At 62.4% G+C, this 16,714-nt stretch carries 11 protein-coding genes; 6 read left to right on the top strand and 5 right to left on the bottom strand.

The window, feature by feature from the left end; all coding sequences use genetic code 11:
• Nucleotides 1-56 precede the first annotated feature (56 nt).
• Nucleotides 57-362 carry a hypothetical protein gene (locus tag PH558_RS11835; protein WP_285204470.1) on the top strand — a complete coding sequence of 102 codons (306 nt, stop codon included), beginning with the start codon at nt 57-59 and terminating at the stop codon, nt 360-362.
• A 23-nt stretch (nt 363-385) separates the two neighbouring features.
• Here PH558_RS11835 and PH558_RS11830 read toward each other — a convergent pair whose 3' ends face one another.
• Complete coding sequence (locus tag PH558_RS11830) at nt 386-781, bottom strand: type II toxin-antitoxin system VapC family toxin (protein WP_285204466.1); 396 nt, start codon at nt 779-781, stop codon at nt 386-388.
• Nucleotides 781-1,008, bottom strand: a complete 228-nt coding sequence (locus PH558_RS11825; protein WP_095433083.1) for a type II toxin-antitoxin system VapB family antitoxin — start codon at nt 1,006-1,008, stop codon at nt 781-783. Before PH558_RS11825 ends, PH558_RS11830 begins: the two co-directional genes overlap by 1 nt.
• Nucleotides 1,009-1,174: 166 nt before the next feature.
• On the opposite strand from PH558_RS11825, the gene PH558_RS11820 reads away from it, so the two are divergent.
• The gene (locus PH558_RS11820) at nt 1,175-2,365 is read left to right on the top strand and encodes an acetyl-CoA C-acyltransferase (protein ID WP_285204463.1); all 1,191 of its coding nucleotides are present in this window, start codon (nt 1,175-1,177) and stop codon (nt 2,363-2,365) included.
• Between the two features lie 179 nt (nt 2,366-2,544).
• On the opposite strand, the gene PH558_RS11815 is transcribed toward PH558_RS11820, so the two are convergent.
• A complete protein-coding gene (locus PH558_RS11815) occupies nt 2,545-2,781 on the bottom strand; it encodes a hypothetical protein (protein WP_285204462.1) in 237 nt (78 codons plus the stop codon).
• Between the two features lie 50 nt (nt 2,782-2,831).
• Nucleotides 2,832-5,339, bottom strand: a complete 2,508-nt coding sequence (locus tag PH558_RS11810; protein ID WP_285204461.1) for a heavy metal translocating P-type ATPase — start codon at nt 5,337-5,339, stop codon at nt 2,832-2,834.
• Between the two features lie 171 nt (nt 5,340-5,510).
• On the opposite strand from PH558_RS11810, the gene PH558_RS11805 reads away from it, so the two are divergent.
• The 4 genes from PH558_RS11805 (at nt 5,511) to PH558_RS11790 (ending at nt 14,565) form a co-directional block, all read left to right on the top strand.
• Nucleotides 5,511-6,620 (top strand): RHE_PE00001 family protein, encoded by a 1,110-nt coding sequence (locus PH558_RS11805; RefSeq protein WP_285204460.1) that lies wholly within the window; start codon nt 5,511-5,513, stop codon nt 6,618-6,620.
• A gap of 213 nt (nt 6,621-6,833) precedes the next feature.
• On the top strand, nt 6,834-8,345 hold the full coding sequence (locus tag PH558_RS11800; protein WP_285204458.1) for an efflux RND transporter periplasmic adaptor subunit: 1,512 nt from the start codon (nt 6,834-6,836) through the stop codon (nt 8,343-8,345).
• Entirely contained in the window at nt 8,342-11,461 is a 3,120-nt protein-coding gene (locus PH558_RS11795; protein ID WP_285204456.1) for an efflux RND transporter permease subunit, read from the top strand. The genes PH558_RS11800 and PH558_RS11795 overlap by 4 nt, the downstream gene beginning before the upstream one ends.
• Entirely contained in the window at nt 11,458-14,565 is a 3,108-nt protein-coding gene (locus PH558_RS11790; RefSeq protein WP_285204455.1) for an efflux RND transporter permease subunit, read from the top strand. The genes PH558_RS11795 and PH558_RS11790 overlap by 4 nt, the downstream gene beginning before the upstream one ends.
• A 162-nt stretch (nt 14,566-14,727) precedes the next feature.
• On the opposite strand, the gene PH558_RS11785 is transcribed toward PH558_RS11790, so the two are convergent.
• Nucleotides 14,728-16,714: efflux RND transporter permease subunit (locus PH558_RS11785; protein WP_285204454.1), on the bottom strand; the 1,987-nt coding region annotated here is incomplete at its 5' end.

The following is a 16,714-nucleotide window of genomic DNA, read 5'->3' as shown; positions in this document are numbered from 1 at the left end:
AATGGCCTGCCGGTTCCCATATGAAATCCGCGTCAACTCCCACAGGAGGCAGTCCCATGCTGCTCAGAACCCTCGCTATCACTGCTCTCATCGTCGGCATGTCCAGCGCCGCCATGGCCGAGCAGGTGCACAAGCATCATCCTAAGCGCGTCAATGTCGAGGCGTTCCAGGCCGATGTCGGCAGCGTCGACCATTCGAAGGATGCAATTCTCCCGGATGGCACCATCAACACCGACCCGTCCGTGACTGGCCCGATCCGCGCCGGCGACTCCATTTCCCGTCTGCAATGCGCCGCTGCCCCCAACTCCGTCGGCGCTCGTTCGAGCACCTATAGTGCGGGCTCCGCTTCGCTTTGCCCGTAACGGCGTGATGGCTCGAGCTGGTCTTAAGCCAGTTCGATATCCGTCTGCTTGAACCGGTCGCTTTTCGACAATAGCGGCTGGCGATAATAGCGAGCGCAGGCATAGCTCATGCAATCATCAAGGCTGAGGTGTGCCGCATGGGCGCCTTGGCCATAGCGCTCGTAAGCTTCCGTTGCCAATGCGGCGGCGCGTGGCGGCACCGCAAGCAGTTGAATGTTCATGAGCTGCAGAAACATGCGGACAGCTTCGCCGGCCTCGGTCGGCGACAATCCTAAACTATCGGAGACAAGGATTGCGGTATTTGCTGCGACAAGCGGCGAGGTCATTCGCGCGGTTGCCGGCTGCATGCGGATGGCAAAGGCGCGCGCCTCCTCCTCGTCGGTCATCATCGCCGACAGCACTGAAGCGTCGATAAACATCAAATCTCTTCCGCTATGCCGGCGCTTTCGCTTTTGGCGATGGCCTTCTGTTTGAGATTGCGGCAGAAAGCCACGGCGACGTCGGCAAGGGCCGGTTTGGTCAGCTCCTCATCCAGCGCCTTCTGCAAGGCAAGCCGCACGGCTTCCGTCTTGGTGGCGGCCTTGGTCAGCGCCTGGTAGCGGCGCGCCAATCGGTCTATGGCATCGTCCTTGATGTAAAGCGGCATGGAATATCCCTTCAAATCCTATGGATATCCTTAAGCTCCGTACATAGTGAGGGCAATCATATCCGCCGGTGATTGCATCCCTTTCCTGCGATATTTAGATGACGATCATCATCTAACGTGATAGGAGTGGTGCGAAGATATGGTTTGCTGACCGTGAGGAGATGTCATGCCCGCTACCGATCCCATCGTCATCGTTTCCGCCACGCGCACGCCGCTCGGTCGCTTCCAGGGAGATCTTTCGTCCCTGCAGGCGCACGAGCTGGGCGCGCATGTCATCCGCGCGGCGCTTGCGCGTGCCGGTCTTTCGGCGGAGAGAGTGGATGAAGTTCTGTTCGGCTGCGTCCTGCCAGCGGGGCAGGGACAGGCGCCGGCCCGGCAGGCTGCGCGCGGGGCTGGCCTGCCGGATGCTGTCGGCGCCACCACCATCAACAAGGTCTGCGGCTCCGGCATGAAGGCGACCATGCTGGCGCATGATCTGCTTCTCGCTGGTTCGGCCTCGATCACCGTTGCTGGTGGCATGGAATCCATGTCGAATGCGCCCTATCTGCTGGCTAAGGCACGCGGCGGCTATCGCATGGGCCATGACCGCATCTTCGATCACATGATGCTCGACGGGCTCGAGGATGCCTATGAGAAGGGCCGTTCCATGGGCGATTTCGGCGAGCTGGCAGTCGAGGCCTATCAGTTCAGCCGCGAGGATCAGGATGCCTATGCGGTCGAGACTCTATCGCGCGCCCGTGCCGCAACGGAGAACGGCGCCTTCGAAGCCGAAATCACGCCAGTTTCCGTCATGGCCAAGGGTGGTCCGGTCACCATTGCCAAGGACGAGCATCCGCAAAAGGTCTCGCCGGAAAAAATCCCGGCGCTGAAGCCCGCCTTCCGCAAGGATGGCACAATTACCGCTGCCAGTGCCTCGGCCAATGCCGATGGTGCGGCAGCGCTCATCCTGACGCGCCGTTCGCTCGCCGAGCGCGAGGGATTGCGCATTCTTGCCGAGATCAAGGCGCATGCGACGCATTCCCAGGAGCCGGCCTGGTACACTACCGCGCCGATCCCGGCGATCCGCAAGCTGCTCGACAAGACGGGCTGGAAGATCGGCGATGTCGATCTCTTCGAGATCAACGAGGCCTTCGCCGTTGTCGCCATGGCAGCTGCCAAGGAGCTCGGCATTGCACGCGATCGTCTGAACATCAATGGCGGCGCATGTGCGCTTGGCCACCCCATCGGCGCCACCGGGGCGCGTCTCATCGTGACGCTGCTGTACGCGCTCGAGCGTCAGGGTGCGAGGAAGGGCGTTGCGGCGCTCTGCATCGGCGGCGGCGAGGCAACGGCGATTGCTGTGGAGCGGGTTGGGTGACTGTAGTGATGTAGCGGCTGGACAGGCATGCCTATTGATGCCGCGCCTGCGACTATGGCCTCTCATCCTAGCCTTCTCGCCGCACGCGGGGAGAGGGGGTGAGGGGCAGTGTGGTACGCTCTCTCCGCGTTGCTAAACATAGATCAGGTCGTAGACGTAGGATTTCGCATCTTTCTTGCTTACCCATTCACCTTCAGGTGGATGATCGGCATCTTGTTCGGGGAACGGCACATTCCACGGCCTGCCGAGAAGGCCTCGTCATCCCAGGCGCCCCAGCCAAAGCCAGGCTGAAAGCTGATCCAGAGATCGGAGTCCTCTCGCTGGTAGCCAATCTTTCCGTCAGGCAGCTCTTTGCGGTGAAAAGTGTAAATCAGGTGGTCGCTCTGCCGCTTCAGCTGAAATCGATCCGTGTTCATGCCTCCTCCATTCTTTTGTTTGGGTTACGAACACCGACCTCCGGAAGTTTTCATTTCACCAGCCGCAGCCGGAGTGCGTTGGCGATCACCGAGACCGACGACAGGCTCATCGCGGCTGCAGCGATCATCGGCGACAGAAGCAGGCCGAAGACCGGGTAGAGCACGCCGGCTGCGAGCGGCACGCCGAGCGCATTGTAGCCGAAGGCAAAGGCAAGATTCTGCTTGATGTTGCGGATGGTCGCTTCCGATAGGTGACGCGCCCGTACGATGCCGTTGAGATCGCCCTTCACCAGCGTAATGCCGGCGCTTTCCATGGCGACATCGGCGCCCGTGCCCATGGCGATGCCGACATCGGCTGATGCAAGCGCGGGAGCATCATTGACGCCATCGCCCGCCATGGCAACGATGCGGCCCTCGGCCCGCAACTCGTCGACCAGCGCCTTCTTGCCTTCCGGCAGCATATCCGCGCGCACCTCGTCGATGCCAAGCTCTCTGGCGACGGCGGCGGCGGTCTTGCCGTTATCGCCGGTCGCCATGACGATCGTCAGGCCGCTTTCATGCAGCGCCTTGATGGCGGCTGCCGTGGTCGGCTTGATCCGGTCGGCGACGGCGACGAGGCCGGCCAGCTTCCTGTCGATGGCGACGAACATGACGGTCTTGCCCTCGCCGCGCAGGCGCTCCGTCTCGGCTTCCAAGGCATCCGTCGAAACCGCAAGGTCGGACATCATCGCGGCATTGCCGAGCGCGATCGTAGAGTCGCCGGCGCGGCCCTCCACGCCCTTGCCGGTCACCGCCGCAAAGCCGGATATCTCGACGAAGCGCGCCCCGCGTTCCTCGGCGCCGGCAACAATGGCTTCAGCCAGCGGGTGTTCGGAGCCGCGCTCCAGGCTGGCGGCGAGCGAGAGGAGGCGTGCCTCGTCCGTGCCTGTCGCGGGGACGATGTCGGTCAGGTTCGGCTTGCCCTCGGTCAGCGTACCCGTCTTGTCGACGATCAGCGTGTCCACTTTCGCAAAGCGTTCCAGAGCCTCGGCATCGCGCACCAGCACGCCTTCCTGCGCGCCGCGGCCGGTGGCGATCATGATCGACATGGGCGTTGCCAGTCCAAGCGCGCAGGGGCAGGCGATGATCAGCACGGCGACGGCGGCCAGCAGCGCATGCGCAAGGCGCGGTTCCGGCCCGACAAAGGCCCAGACGACAAAGGCGATGATGGCCGCCGCGACGACGGCGGGCACGAAGATGGCGGAGACGCGGTCGACCATGGTCTGGATCGGCGCGCGCGAGCGCTGCGCCTTGGCAACGAGTTCGACGATGCGCGACAGCGTGGTCTCGGCGCCGATCTTCTCGGCCTGCATGATCAGCGTGCCGTTTCGGTTGATCGTGCCGCCTGTCACCGCATCGCCCTTGTCCTTTTCGACCGGCAGGGGTTCGCCCGTGATCATCGATTCATCGATGGTGGACTGTCCCTCGACGACGGAGCCATCCACAGGGACGCGCTCACCGGGACGCACGCGCAGCCGATCGCCAGTCTGGATATCGTCGACGGGTACATCGGTCTCGCTTCCATCGGCGCCGATGCGCCGCGCCGTCTTGGGTGCAAGGTCGAGCAGCGCGCGGATGGCCGAGCCGGTGCGCTCGCGCGCCTTCAGCTCCAGCACCTGGCCGACAAAGACCAGTGCAACGATGACGGAAGCCGCCTCGAAATAGACCGGAACGCTCTCGCCATGCGCACGGAAGCCCAGGGGAAATAGGCCGGGGGCGAGCGTGGCGATGACGCTGTAGACATAGGCGGTGCCGACGCCGAGGCCGATCAGTGTCCACATATTGGGGCTGCGGTTGACAAGCGAGTTCCAGGCGCGGCGGAAGAAGGGAAGAGCCGCCCAAAGCACGACTGGCGTTGCGAGGACAAGCTCGACCCAGGTGGCGATCGGCTCGCCAATCCAGTCGCGAATGGGCAGGCCGATCATCGGCCCCATGCTGATGGCAAGCAGCAGCAGCGACAGCGCGGCGCTGATCCAGAGCCGGCGTGTGAAATCGGTAAGTTCCGGGTTCGGGCCTTCATCGGCCGTGGGAACACCCATCGGCTCCAGCGCCATGCCGCATTTCGGGCAATCGCCGGGATGGTCGCTGATGACCTCGGGGTGCATCGGGCAGGTATAGAGCGTGCCTTTCGGCACCGGCTTTGGCGCGGGTCTGTTGCCATCGAGATAAGCTGATGGCTCCGCTTCGAACTTCGCCTTGCAGCTGGCTGAGCAGAAATAGAATTTCTCACCCTCGTGCTTCATGAAATGGCGGGCGGTGGCGCGATCGACCACCATACCGCAGACGGGATCTTTTGCTGTGAGATAGTTTTCCGGTGCAGCCTCGAATTTTGCGCGGCAGCCATTGCTGCAGAAGTGGAAAATACGGCCGTGATAATCCATCGACGGCTTACCAGCATCGGGATTGACGGTCATGCCGCAGACGGGATCGCGGATCACCACATCCTGAATGTCGGCATCATGATGATGGTGATGACCGTGGCCATGATGGCCGTGATCGTGCTCGTTGTGCGGTGCCATGTCATACTCCTTTGCCCGAAAGGGCGTCGGAAAGCCTTATGAACCTTCCCATCGCTGGAAGGTCAAGGCGGAAAATAGTGATTGCCATCCACAGTTCACAGGGTTGCCTTCCTATCTCGCCGCGGACGGCGATGATAAGTTCCGTAAGATCGATGCAATGATGTGATTCCAATGCGATATGATCTAACCACACTGCCGCTTGCCGCGCTTCTGCCCGCCATCGTCAAGGCGGAGGATATGTTGGCACGGCTGGATGAGCGTGTCCTGAGGCATGCGGTGGCGGATGGTTTTCGCGAGCGCGGGCACTTTTTCGATGCCGCAGGCGCGCTCTGGGTCGGCGGCGAACTCGTGCATGTGGAGGATCTCGTCCTGCATGATGCGCGCATGGATACGCGCACACCGACGCACGAGCTGACCATCGCCCATGCGGTGCTGCGCAGCCGTCGCCGCCTTTGGACCGCCGATCCTTCCTGGGGCCTGGAGCCGGCCGGTCTTGCCGTCTTACGCGGGGATGTCGGCGAAACCGAAGACACCATTTCGCCGCGTTCGACGCGTGCCCCGGCCATAGAGCCCGACGAGCCAGTGGACGAGGAAGACGATTTCGGCGTTGATTTCGCCGAGATCGACGCCATTCTCGCCCGATCCGACAAGATCCTGAATGGCGGCGTTCCGGAAGCGCGGCAGCCGACCGTTGATGTTGATGATCCCCTTGCACTCATCCGTGATGAGGATTGGGATGAGGATGAGCGGCTGGAGAGCTGGCGCGCTGTCATTCGCGAGGCTGATTTGCTGCCGCCCGCTCTCGGCGCCGCGGTGCTTTTCGATGCCTGGGAGCGAATAGAGCCACTGCGACGGCAGCATTGGCTCGGCGGCTTGCTGGTCAGCGCCTATCTGCGCAGCCGGGGCAAGGTCACATCCCATCTCTTTTGCCTGAATGTCGGCCTGAAAGCCGTCCGTCACGACCGCCGGCGTGCGCCAGATCGCACCACGCGGCTGACAGCCTTTATGGAGGCCATGGCACTTTCGGCCGATTCGGGCCTGAAGGAGCTCGATCGCCTTTCGCTTGCTCGGCTGCAGATGGAGCTCCGGCTCAAGGACCGGCGGTCCAACAGCAGCCTGCCCGAAGTCATCGATATCGTGCTGTCGCGGCCGATCGTTTCGGCGAAGATGATCGCGCGTCATGTCGGCGTCACCTCCAGAGGTGCGCTCAATCTGGTGGCTGAACTCGGCCTGCGCGAGATGACGGGCCGTGGTCGCTACCGTGGCTGGGGCGTGCTTTGATGCGCTGTAGCGGCCTGTGCGGGTAGACGCATCCACCTTGCAACCACAACCCTAGTTTTTCGTCCAATGTTACAGTTTGTTACGCTAAGTGGCGCTAAAATGGACAAAATTTAATGGCCATACCAAATTCCTAAGCGGCACGATGCAAGCTAAGGTCGCGCCATGAATATCGGGGGATCGCCGATCACCCGGGCTTTGAGGAAAGGTGCGTGAATGGCTCGGACGTTTCGGGTCGTCGTGTGGTTGGCTGTGATTGGCGCGGTTGGGTATGGCGCCTATGCGACCCGCGATCGTTGGCTTGGGCCGGCAGAGAAGCTGCTCGGCTATCAGAACGCGGCTGCGCCGGGAGAGCAAGCCCAGGGTGAGCGCCGCGGCGGTCAGGGGCAGGGCGGCGGCAGCGGCAGACGGCGCAGCATGTCGCAGTTCAGCGGACCGGTTCCCGTACTTGCTGCCGATGCGACGACGGCCGATGTCCCCGTCTACATCAACGGCGTTGGGTCGGTTAAGGCGCTGAATACAGTGACGGTGCGCGCGCAGGTCAGCGGACGAATCGTCGAAATCAATTTCGTCGAGGGGCAGGATATCAAGAAGGGTGATGTCATCGCCCGCATCGACGATTCCGTCTACAAGGCGCAGCTCGATCAGGCGATTGCCAAGAAGGCGCAGGACGAAGCCCTGCTCGCAGGCGCCCAGCGCGATCTCGTCCGCTATCAGCTGATGGTGAAGAGCGCCTCCGGCACGCAGCAGCAGGTCGATACGCAGACCTCGTTGGTGGCCCAATATACAGCACAGGTCCAGGTGGATGTGGCAGCCATCGAGAGCGCGCAGGCAACACTCGATTATACGACGATCAGGGCGGCCTTCGATGGGCGCACCGGCATCCGCAACGTGGACGTCGGCAATCTCGTCAGCTCGTCCGATGCGACCGGTATCGTGACGCTCTCGCAGATCAAGCCGATCTCCGTGCTGTTTTCCATTCCGCAGCAGCAGCTTGCCCGCGTCAATGCGGCCAGTGCGGCCGGAACGCTTGCCGTCCAGGCCATGGGCAATGACGGCGAGACGGTGGTCGACAACGGCTCGCTTGGCGTGGTCGACAATCAGGTCGATCCCACTACGGGTACGGTCAAGCTGAAGGCTAATTTCCCCAACGACAAACTGGCGCTGTGGCCAGGCGCCTTCGTCAATGCCCGCCTGCTTGTGGAGACGCTGAAGAGCGTTACCGTCATTCCGAGCGGCGCCGTGCAGCGCGGACCGAACGGCACCTTCGTCTATATCATCGGCCAGGATCAGACCGTTGCGATGAAGCCGGTCAAGGTGCGCCAGCAGGACGATACGCTTGCGGTCATCGCCGATGGTGTGACGCCCGGCGATAAGGTGGTGACGACCGGTTTCGCGCGGCTTCAGAATGGGTCGAAGGTGCAGATTTCGGCCAATCCGGATCAGGCTTCGCCGGCTGCTCCGTCAACTGACAATAACGGACAGCCTGTTGCAGAGAACGATCAACAGAATGCTGCTCCAGGCACCGCGAATGCGGGCGAACGTCCGCATCGCCGCCACAATGGCCAAGGCGGCCAGGGTGGGCAGGGCGGTCAGAGTGGTGCTGGCGGTCATAATGGCCATCGCGGCCAGGATGGTCAGCCTGGCGCCGCTGGCGAGCAGGGTGCGGATACGGGCGGCGGCTCGGCCTCTAACAATTCCTCCGCGACGCCGACGCAGCAACAATGAACGTCTCGTCGCTCTTCATCTCCCGGCCGATCGCCACCTCGCTCCTCGGGGTGGCGGTGCTGTTGGGCGGCATTCTCGGCTTTCTCTTCCTGCCGGTCGCGCCGTTGCCGCAGGTGGATTTTCCGACGATCCAGGTGACGACGCAGCTTCCGGGTGCTGATCCCGATACGATGGCGGCGCTGGTGACCGCACCGCTGGAGCGGCCGCTCGGCCAGATCCCGTCGCTGGCTTCGATGACCTCATCAAGCGCCTTTGGCATCAGCCAGATCACGCTCCAGTTCGATCTTGGCCGCGATATCGATGGCGCGGCGCAGGATGTGCAGGCGGCCATCAATGCCGCCGGCTCGACCCTGCCGCGCACGCTTCCCTATCCTCCGACCTATTCGAAGGTGAACCCCGCCGATACGCCGATCGTGACGCTGGCGCTGCGCTCCAACAGCTATTCGATCCGCGAGCTCAGCGATTTTGCCGATACCATGATGGCGCAGCGCCTGAGCGAAGTGTCGGGCGTCGGCGACGTCAATATCCAGGGCGGCGTCAAGCCCGCCATCCGCATTCAGGCGGATCTGCCGCGCCTTGCTTCCTACGGACTTGCCCTGGAGGATATCCGCACCGCCATCACCAACGCCAGCGTTGCCGGCGCGAAGGGTTCGCTCGACGGCACACAGCAAAGCTTCACGCTTGCCGCCAACGACCAGATCGTCGATCCGAACGTCTATAAATCGGTCATCGTCGCCTACCGCAACAGCGCGCCGGTGCAATTGAAAGACGTCGCGACTGTCGTCGAAGGGCTGGAGAACAATCGAGTCGGCGCCTGGTATCAGGGACAGCCCGCCGTCATTCTCGATATCATGCGCCAGCCGGGCGCCAACGTCATCCAGACCGTCGAGAATGTGCTGAAGCAGATCCCGAAGCTGAAGCAGGCCATGCCGGCCGGTATTTCCCTCGATATCGTCAATGACCGTACCGAGACGATCCGGGCTTCGATCCACGATGTGCAATGGACGCTGGTCATTTCCATCGGCCTCGTCATTCTCGTGGTTCTGCTCTTCCTGCGGACGATGACGGCGACCTTCATTGCCGGTGTCGCGCTGCCGCTGTCGTTGATTGCGACCTTCGGCGTCATGTGGTTCGCCGGCTTCAGCCTCGATAATCTCTCGCTGATGGCGCTGACCATCGGCACCGGCTTCGTCGTCGACGATGCCATCGTGATGATCGAGAACATCGCCCGCCATATCGAGGAAGGTGAAAACCCGATGCAGGCGGCCCTGAAGGGTGCCGGCGAAATCGGCTTCACGATCATTTCGCTCACCGTCTCCCTGGTTGCGGTCTTCATTCCACTGCTCTTCATGACCGGCATTGTCGGCCGCATGTTCCGCGAATTTGCACTGACGCTCACCATCGCCGTCGTCGTGTCGGCCGTGGTCTCGCTGACGCTCACGCCGATGATGTGCGCGCGCATCCTGCGCAAGCCGAAAGAGCATCAGGGCGGCTTTCTGGCCGGTGCCGACCGTTTCACCGACTGGATGGTTGAAGGCTATCGGCGCAGCCTTGTCTGGGCCGTGGATCGCAGCCGTCTCATGCTGCTGGTGACGGTGGTGACGCTGGCTGCGACGATCGCGCTCTATGTCGTCATCCCCAAGGGTTTCCTGCCGGCGCAGGATACGGGCCTCATCACCGCCGTCATCGAGGCCGAACCGACGACCTCCTTCGAAACCATGAAGCAGATCCAGGCTGATGTGACCGACCGACTGCGCAAGGATCCGGATGTTACCGGCGTCGTTGCCGTCATCGGTGCCAGCGCCAGCAATCTGACGCTGAATACCGGTAATCTCAGCCTTGTCTTGAAGCCGCGGAGTGAGCGTAATGCGTCCGCCGATCAGATCATCGAGAGGATGCGCGGCGAGGTGACGGGCTTGCCCGGCATTCACGTCACCTTCCAGAGCGTCCGCGACATCTCGATCAGCACCAGGGCCAGCCGTGCGCCCTACCAATATACCCTTACGGGCACGGATACGAATACGGTGGTCGACTGGGCGCAGAAGCTCGCCCAACGGCTGCAGGAAAGCCCGAAGCTGTTGGATGTCGCTTCCGAAGTGGAGATGGGCGGCGGGCGCATTTTCGTCGATGTCAATCGCGAGACCGCCTCGCGGCTCGGCGTGTCTATGCAGGCCGTCAGCGATACCCTGAACGACGCCTTCGGCCAGCGGCAGATCGCGACGATCTATGGCCAAGCCAACCAGTATCGTGTCATCCTGGAGGCGGCACCGCAATATCAGTCGGATCCGAAATCGCTCGACAAGCTCTATGTCGCCGGCGCCAGCGATACGCAGGTGCCGCTCAACGCCTTCACGACGGCGAGTTTCACGACCGCGCCGCTGGTCATCAGTCATGACGAGCAGTTTCCGGCCGTGACGCTCAGCTTCGATCTCGCCAAGGGAGCCTCGCTCAGCGATGCCGTCCTCGAGATCAAGGCGGCGGAGCGGGATATCGAGATGCCCGACAATATCCAGCGCAAATATTCCGGCGATGCCGAAGAGTTTGCCTCCTCGCTTGCGGGTGAGCCCTGGCTGATCCTGGCGGCGGTCGTGACGATCTATATCGTGCTTGGCCTGCTCTATGAGAGCGCGGTCCATCCCGTGACCATCCTGTCGACGCTGCCTTCTGCCGGCGTCGGCGCGCTGCTGGCGCTGATGCTGTTTGGGCAGGATCTGTCGATCATCGCCCTGATCGGCATCGTGCTCCTGATGGGTATCGTCAAGAAGAATGCAATCATGATGATCGACTTCGCGCTGGAGGCGGAGCGCAAGGAGGGGCTCGAACCGCGCGAGGCCATTCTGAAAGCCTCGATCCTGCGTTTCCGGCCGATCATGATGACCACGCTTGCAGCGCTCTTCGGCGCCCTGCCGCTGGCGGTGGCCCACGGCACGGGTGCGGAGCTGCGCATTCCGCTTGGGATCACCATCATCGGCGGTCTCGTGCTATCGCAGCTTTTGACGCTCTATACGACGCCGGTGATCTATCTCGCCTTCGAGCGCCTGCGCGCCAAGATCGTCGGCCGCACCAGCGGCATGCCGAGCGCCGAGATGAATGAATTGGCGGGTGACGAGACATGAACATCTCCGAGCCGTTTATCAAACGCCCTGTCGGGACGACGCTTCTGGCGATCGGGCTGGTGATCCTCGGCATCGTTGCCTATCGCTTTCTGCCGGTGGCGAGCCTACCGACCGTCGACCTTCCCACAATCGTCGTCTCCGCCAGCCGTCCGGGCGCCGATCCCGCCAGCATGGCGGCGAGCGTTGCAGCGCCGCTGGAACGCCATCTCGGCACGATCGCCGGCGTGACGCAGCTGACATCGGTGAGCTCGCTCGGCTCGAGCACCATCATCGCGCAGTTCGATCTCTCCCGCAGCGTCGATGGCGCCGCGCAGGACGTGCAGGCGGCGTTGAACGCGGCGGCGACCGATCTGCCGGGCGATCTGCCGACCCTGCCATCCTTCCGCAAGATCAATCCCGCGGCAGCGCCCGTCCTGATCCTGGCGTTGACCTCGGACAATGTGCCTGCGAGCGCCATCTACGATGCCGCCGACACGGTGGTCGTGCAGCGCATTTCGCAGGTCGATGGCGTCGGCGGTGTGACCGTGAGCGGAGCCGACCAGCCCGCCATCCGCGTCCGGCTGGATCCAGACCGGCTTTCCGCCATGGGCCTGTCGCTCGATGCCGTGCGCACCGCGATCGTCAATGCCAACGTGCTCGGCCCGTTCGGCTCGATCGATGGGGCTTCGGGTGCATTCTCCCTTGCCGTGAACAGCCAGTTGCGGACGCCGGAAGCTTACGGACGGATCATCGTGCAGAGCGGGGATGGCACCGCCGTTCGCCTCTCCGACATCGCCACTGTCGAGCCCGGGGTGCGCAACAGCCGCTCGGATGCCTGGTATGACGGCAAGCCGGCAGTGCTGCTCAATATCACCAAGCAGGCGGATGCGAATGTCATCGCCACCGTCGATGGCGTCAAGCAGCTGATCCCAGAATTGCAGCGGCTCATTCCCGCCGGTGTGAATATCTCGATTCTCTCCGATCGCACCACGACGATCCATGCCAGCGTCAACGACATGCAGTGGACGCTGCTTGCCACCATCTGCCTGGTCATGGCCGTCGTCTTCGTGTTCCTGCGGCGCACTACCCCCACAGTCGCTGCTGGCGTCACTGTGCCGCTGTCGCTTGCAGGCACTTTCGCCGCGATGTGGCTCTTCGGGCTGTCGATCGACAATCTCTCGCTGATGGCGCTTGCCGTATCCGTCGGCTTCGTCGTCGACGATGCCATCGTCATGATCGAGAATATCTATGCCAATCTGGAAACGGGCATGAAGCCGATGCGGGCAGCGCTCGAAGGCGCCAAGCAGATCGGCTTCACGGTCATCTCGATCAGCCTGTCGCTGCTTGCCGCCTTCATTCCACTATTCTTCATGGGCGGCATCGTCGGCCGCTTCTTCCAGACCTTCTCGCTGACGCTCGGCTTTACCATCGTCGTTTCGACGCTCGTGTCCCTGACACTGACGCCGATGATCTGCGGTCATCGCCTGCGCCAGCATGATATCGACGCCCGGCCAGGCCCGTTCGGCCGTATCGTCGAGGGCACGCTGGGCGCCATTACCGGCTTTTATGGCCGGACGCTACGGGCGGTGCTGCATCACCGTTTCCTTTCCGTGGTCGTCATCATCGCCTGCGTGGTCATGTCCGGCTATCTCTATGTCAAGGTTCCGAAGGGCTTCATCCCGCAGGACGATACCGGCTTCATCCAGGGCGGAACGCAGGCTGCGACCGATATCTCCTATCCCGCCATGGTCAAGCTGCAGCAACAGGCGGCGGATATCGCTTCGAAGGATCCCGCCGTTTCCGGTATCGGCTCTTCCGTCGGCGGTGGCGGCTTTTCCAGCTCCATCAACCGCGGTCAGCTCTATATCTCGCTGAAGCCGGAATCGGAGCGTGCGCCGACGGCCGAGGTCATAGACCGGCTCCGCAAGCAGCTGATGGCTGTTCCAGGCCTCAGCACTTTCCTGTTTTCGCCGGGCGATATCCGCGCCGGCGCGCGCCAGTCGCAATCGCAGTATCAGTTCACGCTCTGGGGCGCGAATTACGACGAGCTGGTGGAATGGGCGCCCAAGGTGCTGGAGCGGATGCAGGCCCTGCCGGGATTGACCGATGTCGCGACCGACAGACAGCCCAACGGCCTGCAGGCGACCGTCAATATCGACCGCAGTCTGGCCTCCCAGCTCGGCGTGAACATCCAGTCTATCGATTCCGCGCTCAACAATGCCTTCGCGCAGCGGCAGATCTCGACGATCTACACGCAGCGTAACCAGTATCGCGTCGTGCTGGAGGCGGACCCGAACTATGCGCTCGATCCGCATGATATTTCCAAGCTCTACGTGCCCGCCTCCGGCGGTACACAGGTGCCGTTGAGCGCAGTGGCGTCGATCGACCGCACGCTGGCGCCGCTGGTGGTCAATCACCAGGGTCAATATCCCTCCGTCACCATCTCCTACAATCTGGCGCTCAATACGCCGCTGCAGGTCGCCAACGATGCCATCCAGAAGGCGGTGCTGGACATGCATCTGCCCGACACGCTGCATGCGGATTTCGCCGGCGATGCGGCGAGCGTCACGCAATCTTCCGGCAGCCAGCCGCTCTTGCTGCTGGCGGCACTGCTGACGGTCTATATCGTCCTCGGCATCCTCTATGAGAGTCTGGCGCATCCGCTGACGATCATCTCGACGCTGCCGTCCGCCGGTCTCGGCGCGCTGCTGGCGCTTGCGATCAGCGGTACCGAGCTGACGATCATCGCCTTTATCGGCATCATCCTGTTGATCGGCATCGTCAAGAAGAACGGCATCATGATGGTGGACTTCGCGCTGCAGGGCGAGCGCATACTCGGCCTGTCCTCGGAAGAGGCCATCTATCAGGCCTGCCTCAAGCGTTTTCGGCCGATCCTGATGACGACGCTGGCAGCATTGATGGGCGCCATCCCGCTGATCATCGCCACCGGCCCCGGGTCGGAGCTGCGACGCCCGCTCGGGATCACTATCGTCGGCGGCCTCGTCGTGTCGCAGGTACTGACGCTCTATACCACGCCGATCATCTACCTGATGCTTGCCAAGCTACATGCAAAATGGTCGCCGAGGGCGCAAGCCACGGTGCCGGTGCCTGCCGCTTCGAGCTGAGACGGTCCCAGCTCTCACATTCCAGATCGCGTTCTTGACACTGCTTTTTGGCTACTGTTGGGCCAGGAAAGCAAAAGGCTCCGGTGTGGTGATGCCGGAGCCTTTTGTTCGAGGCTGGATTAAAACCGCCCGCTTCTCGATGCCGGAGCGGGCAGTGTTTCGCTAATGCGTGGTGCCGCCATCGGTTGCAGGCGTCTCCTGCGTTGTCACCGGGCCGACCCTGCCCTTGAAGATACGGCGGACGGAGACGAAGAGCAGCGGGATGAAAAAGATGCCGAGCACGGTCGCCGAAATCATGCCGCCCATGACGCCGATACCGATCGAGTTCTGGCTACCGGAACCGGCCCCGTTGGCGATCGCCAGCGGCAGCACGCCGAGGATGAAGGCGAGCGAGGTCATCAGGATCGGTCGCAAGCGCTGGCGGGATGCTTCCAGCGTTGCGTCGATCAGGCTCTTGCCCTGGTTCTGCTGCTCGATGGCGAATTCAACGATCAGGATGGCGTTCTTTGCCGCCAGGCCGATGGTCGTTAACAGGCCGACCTTAAAGTAGACGTCGTTCGACTGGCCGAAGATGGTGGCTGCCAGCAGCGCGCCGAAGATGCCGATCGGGACCGACAGCATGACGGCAAGCGGGATCGACCAGCTCTCGTAGAGGGCGGCAAGCGCCAGAAATACCACCAGAATGGAGATGGCATAGAGCTGGGTTGCCTGGTTGCCCGAAAGCTTTTCCTGAGCGGACAGGCTGGTCCATTCGTGGCTGAAGCCCGGCGGCAGGCTCGCCATGATCTTGTCGATCTCGTTCATGGCGTCGCCCGAGGAGACGCCAGGCGCCGCGGAGCCGAGGATTTCGACCGCGGACGAGCCGTTATAGCGCTCCAGACGCGGTGAACCGTAGGTCCATTCGCCGCTCGAGAAAGCGGAGAACGGCACCATGTCGCCGCCGGAATTACGCACATACCAGCGGCCCAGGTCTTCGGGCTGCATGCGGAAATCCTTGTCGGCCTGGACATAGACCTTCTTGACGCGGCCGCGGTCGATGAAGTCGTTGACATAGGTGCCCCCCCAGGCCGTCGACAGCGTCGTGTCGATATCCGAAAGGCCGATGTTCAGCGCACTCGCCTTTTCCTGGTCGATGTTTACGGAATATTGCGGCGTGTCCTCCTGGCCGTTCGGACGCGTTCCGAACAGCTTGTGGTTCTGTGTGGCTGCGCCAAGCAGCTGATTGCGGGCCGCTATGAGCGCTTCATGGCCGGCGCCGTTGATATCCTTGATGAAGAAGTCGAAGCCGCTCGAGCTGCCGAAGCCGGGGATTGCCGGCGGTGCCAGCGCAAAGACGCTACCGTCCTTGATCTTGGAAAAGGCTCCCATGGCACGACCGGCGATGGCTTGTGCCTTCGACTGCGGCGTCTTGCGCTGATCGAAATCCTTCAACCTGACGAAGACGAGACCGACATTCTGGCCCTGACCGCTGAATCCGAACCCGGCGACCGCAAATGCGCCCTCAACATAGTCCTTCTCATTGTTGAGATAATAATCTCTCACCTGGTCGAGCACCGCCCAGGTACGGGAATCCGTGGCGCCTGGAGGCAGCTGGATGGCCGTCAGCAGAATGCCCTGGTCTTCGTCCGGAAGGAAGGAGCTCGGCAGGCGATTGAAGAGATAACCGACACCGACGCCGATCAGGACGAATATCAGCAGAAAAACGGCGGTCATGCGAATCATGCGGTGTACGCCGCGCTGATAGCCGCGTGTTCCCCGCTCGAAATTGCGGTTGAACCAGCCGAACACGCCCTTTTCCTTCGCACCATGTTTGGGCTGCCTGAGAATGGTGGCGCAAAGAGCTGGCGTAAGGATCAAGGCGACGATGACGGACAGCACCATCGCCGAGACGATCGTCACCGAAAACTGCCGGTAGATGATGCCGACCGAACCGGAGAAGAAGGCCATCGGGATGAACACGGCCGACAAGACCGTGGCGATGCCGATCAGCGCGCCGGTGATTTCCTGCATCGACTTGATCGTCGCCTCGCGTGGCGACAATCCCTCTTCTTCCATCACGCGCTCGACGTTTTCGACGACGACGATGGCGTCGTCGACCAGAAGGCCGATCGCCAGCACCATGCCGAACATTGTCAATGTGTTGATGGAA

Origin of the sequence: Rhizobium pantanalense, from assembly GCF_030182525.1 — a bacterium.
In the GTDB taxonomy this organism is placed as follows: Bacteria; Pseudomonadota; Alphaproteobacteria; order Rhizobiales; family Rhizobiaceae; genus Rhizobium.
This window is presented reverse-complemented; position numbering and strand designations above follow the sequence as displayed.

Coding starts and splice junctions, on each gene's coding strand:
- PH558_RS11835 (WP_285204470.1), top strand. CDS start 57: ATGCTGCTCAGAACCCTCGCTATCACTGCTCTCATCGTCGGCATGTCC.
- PH558_RS11830 (WP_285204466.1), bottom strand. CDS start 781: ATGTTTATCGACGCTTCAGTGCTGTCGGCGATGATGACCGACGAGGAG.
- PH558_RS11825 (WP_095433083.1), bottom strand. CDS start 1,008: ATGCCGCTTTACATCAAGGACGATGCCATAGACCGATTGGCGCGCCGC.
- PH558_RS11820 (WP_285204463.1), top strand. CDS start 1,175: ATGCCCGCTACCGATCCCATCGTCATCGTTTCCGCCACGCGCACGCCG.
- PH558_RS11815 (WP_285204462.1), bottom strand. CDS start 2,781: ATGAACACGGATCGATTTCAGCTGAAGCGGCAGAGCGACCACCTGATT.
- PH558_RS11810 (WP_285204461.1), bottom strand. CDS start 5,339: ATGGCACCGCACAACGAGCACGATCACGGCCATCATGGCCACGGTCAT.
- PH558_RS11805 (WP_285204460.1), top strand. CDS start 5,511: ATGCGATATGATCTAACCACACTGCCGCTTGCCGCGCTTCTGCCCGCC.
- PH558_RS11800 (WP_285204458.1), top strand. CDS start 6,834: ATGGCTCGGACGTTTCGGGTCGTCGTGTGGTTGGCTGTGATTGGCGCG.
- PH558_RS11795 (WP_285204456.1), top strand. CDS start 8,342: ATGAACGTCTCGTCGCTCTTCATCTCCCGGCCGATCGCCACCTCGCTC.
- PH558_RS11790 (WP_285204455.1), top strand. CDS start 11,458: ATGAACATCTCCGAGCCGTTTATCAAACGCCCTGTCGGGACGACGCTT.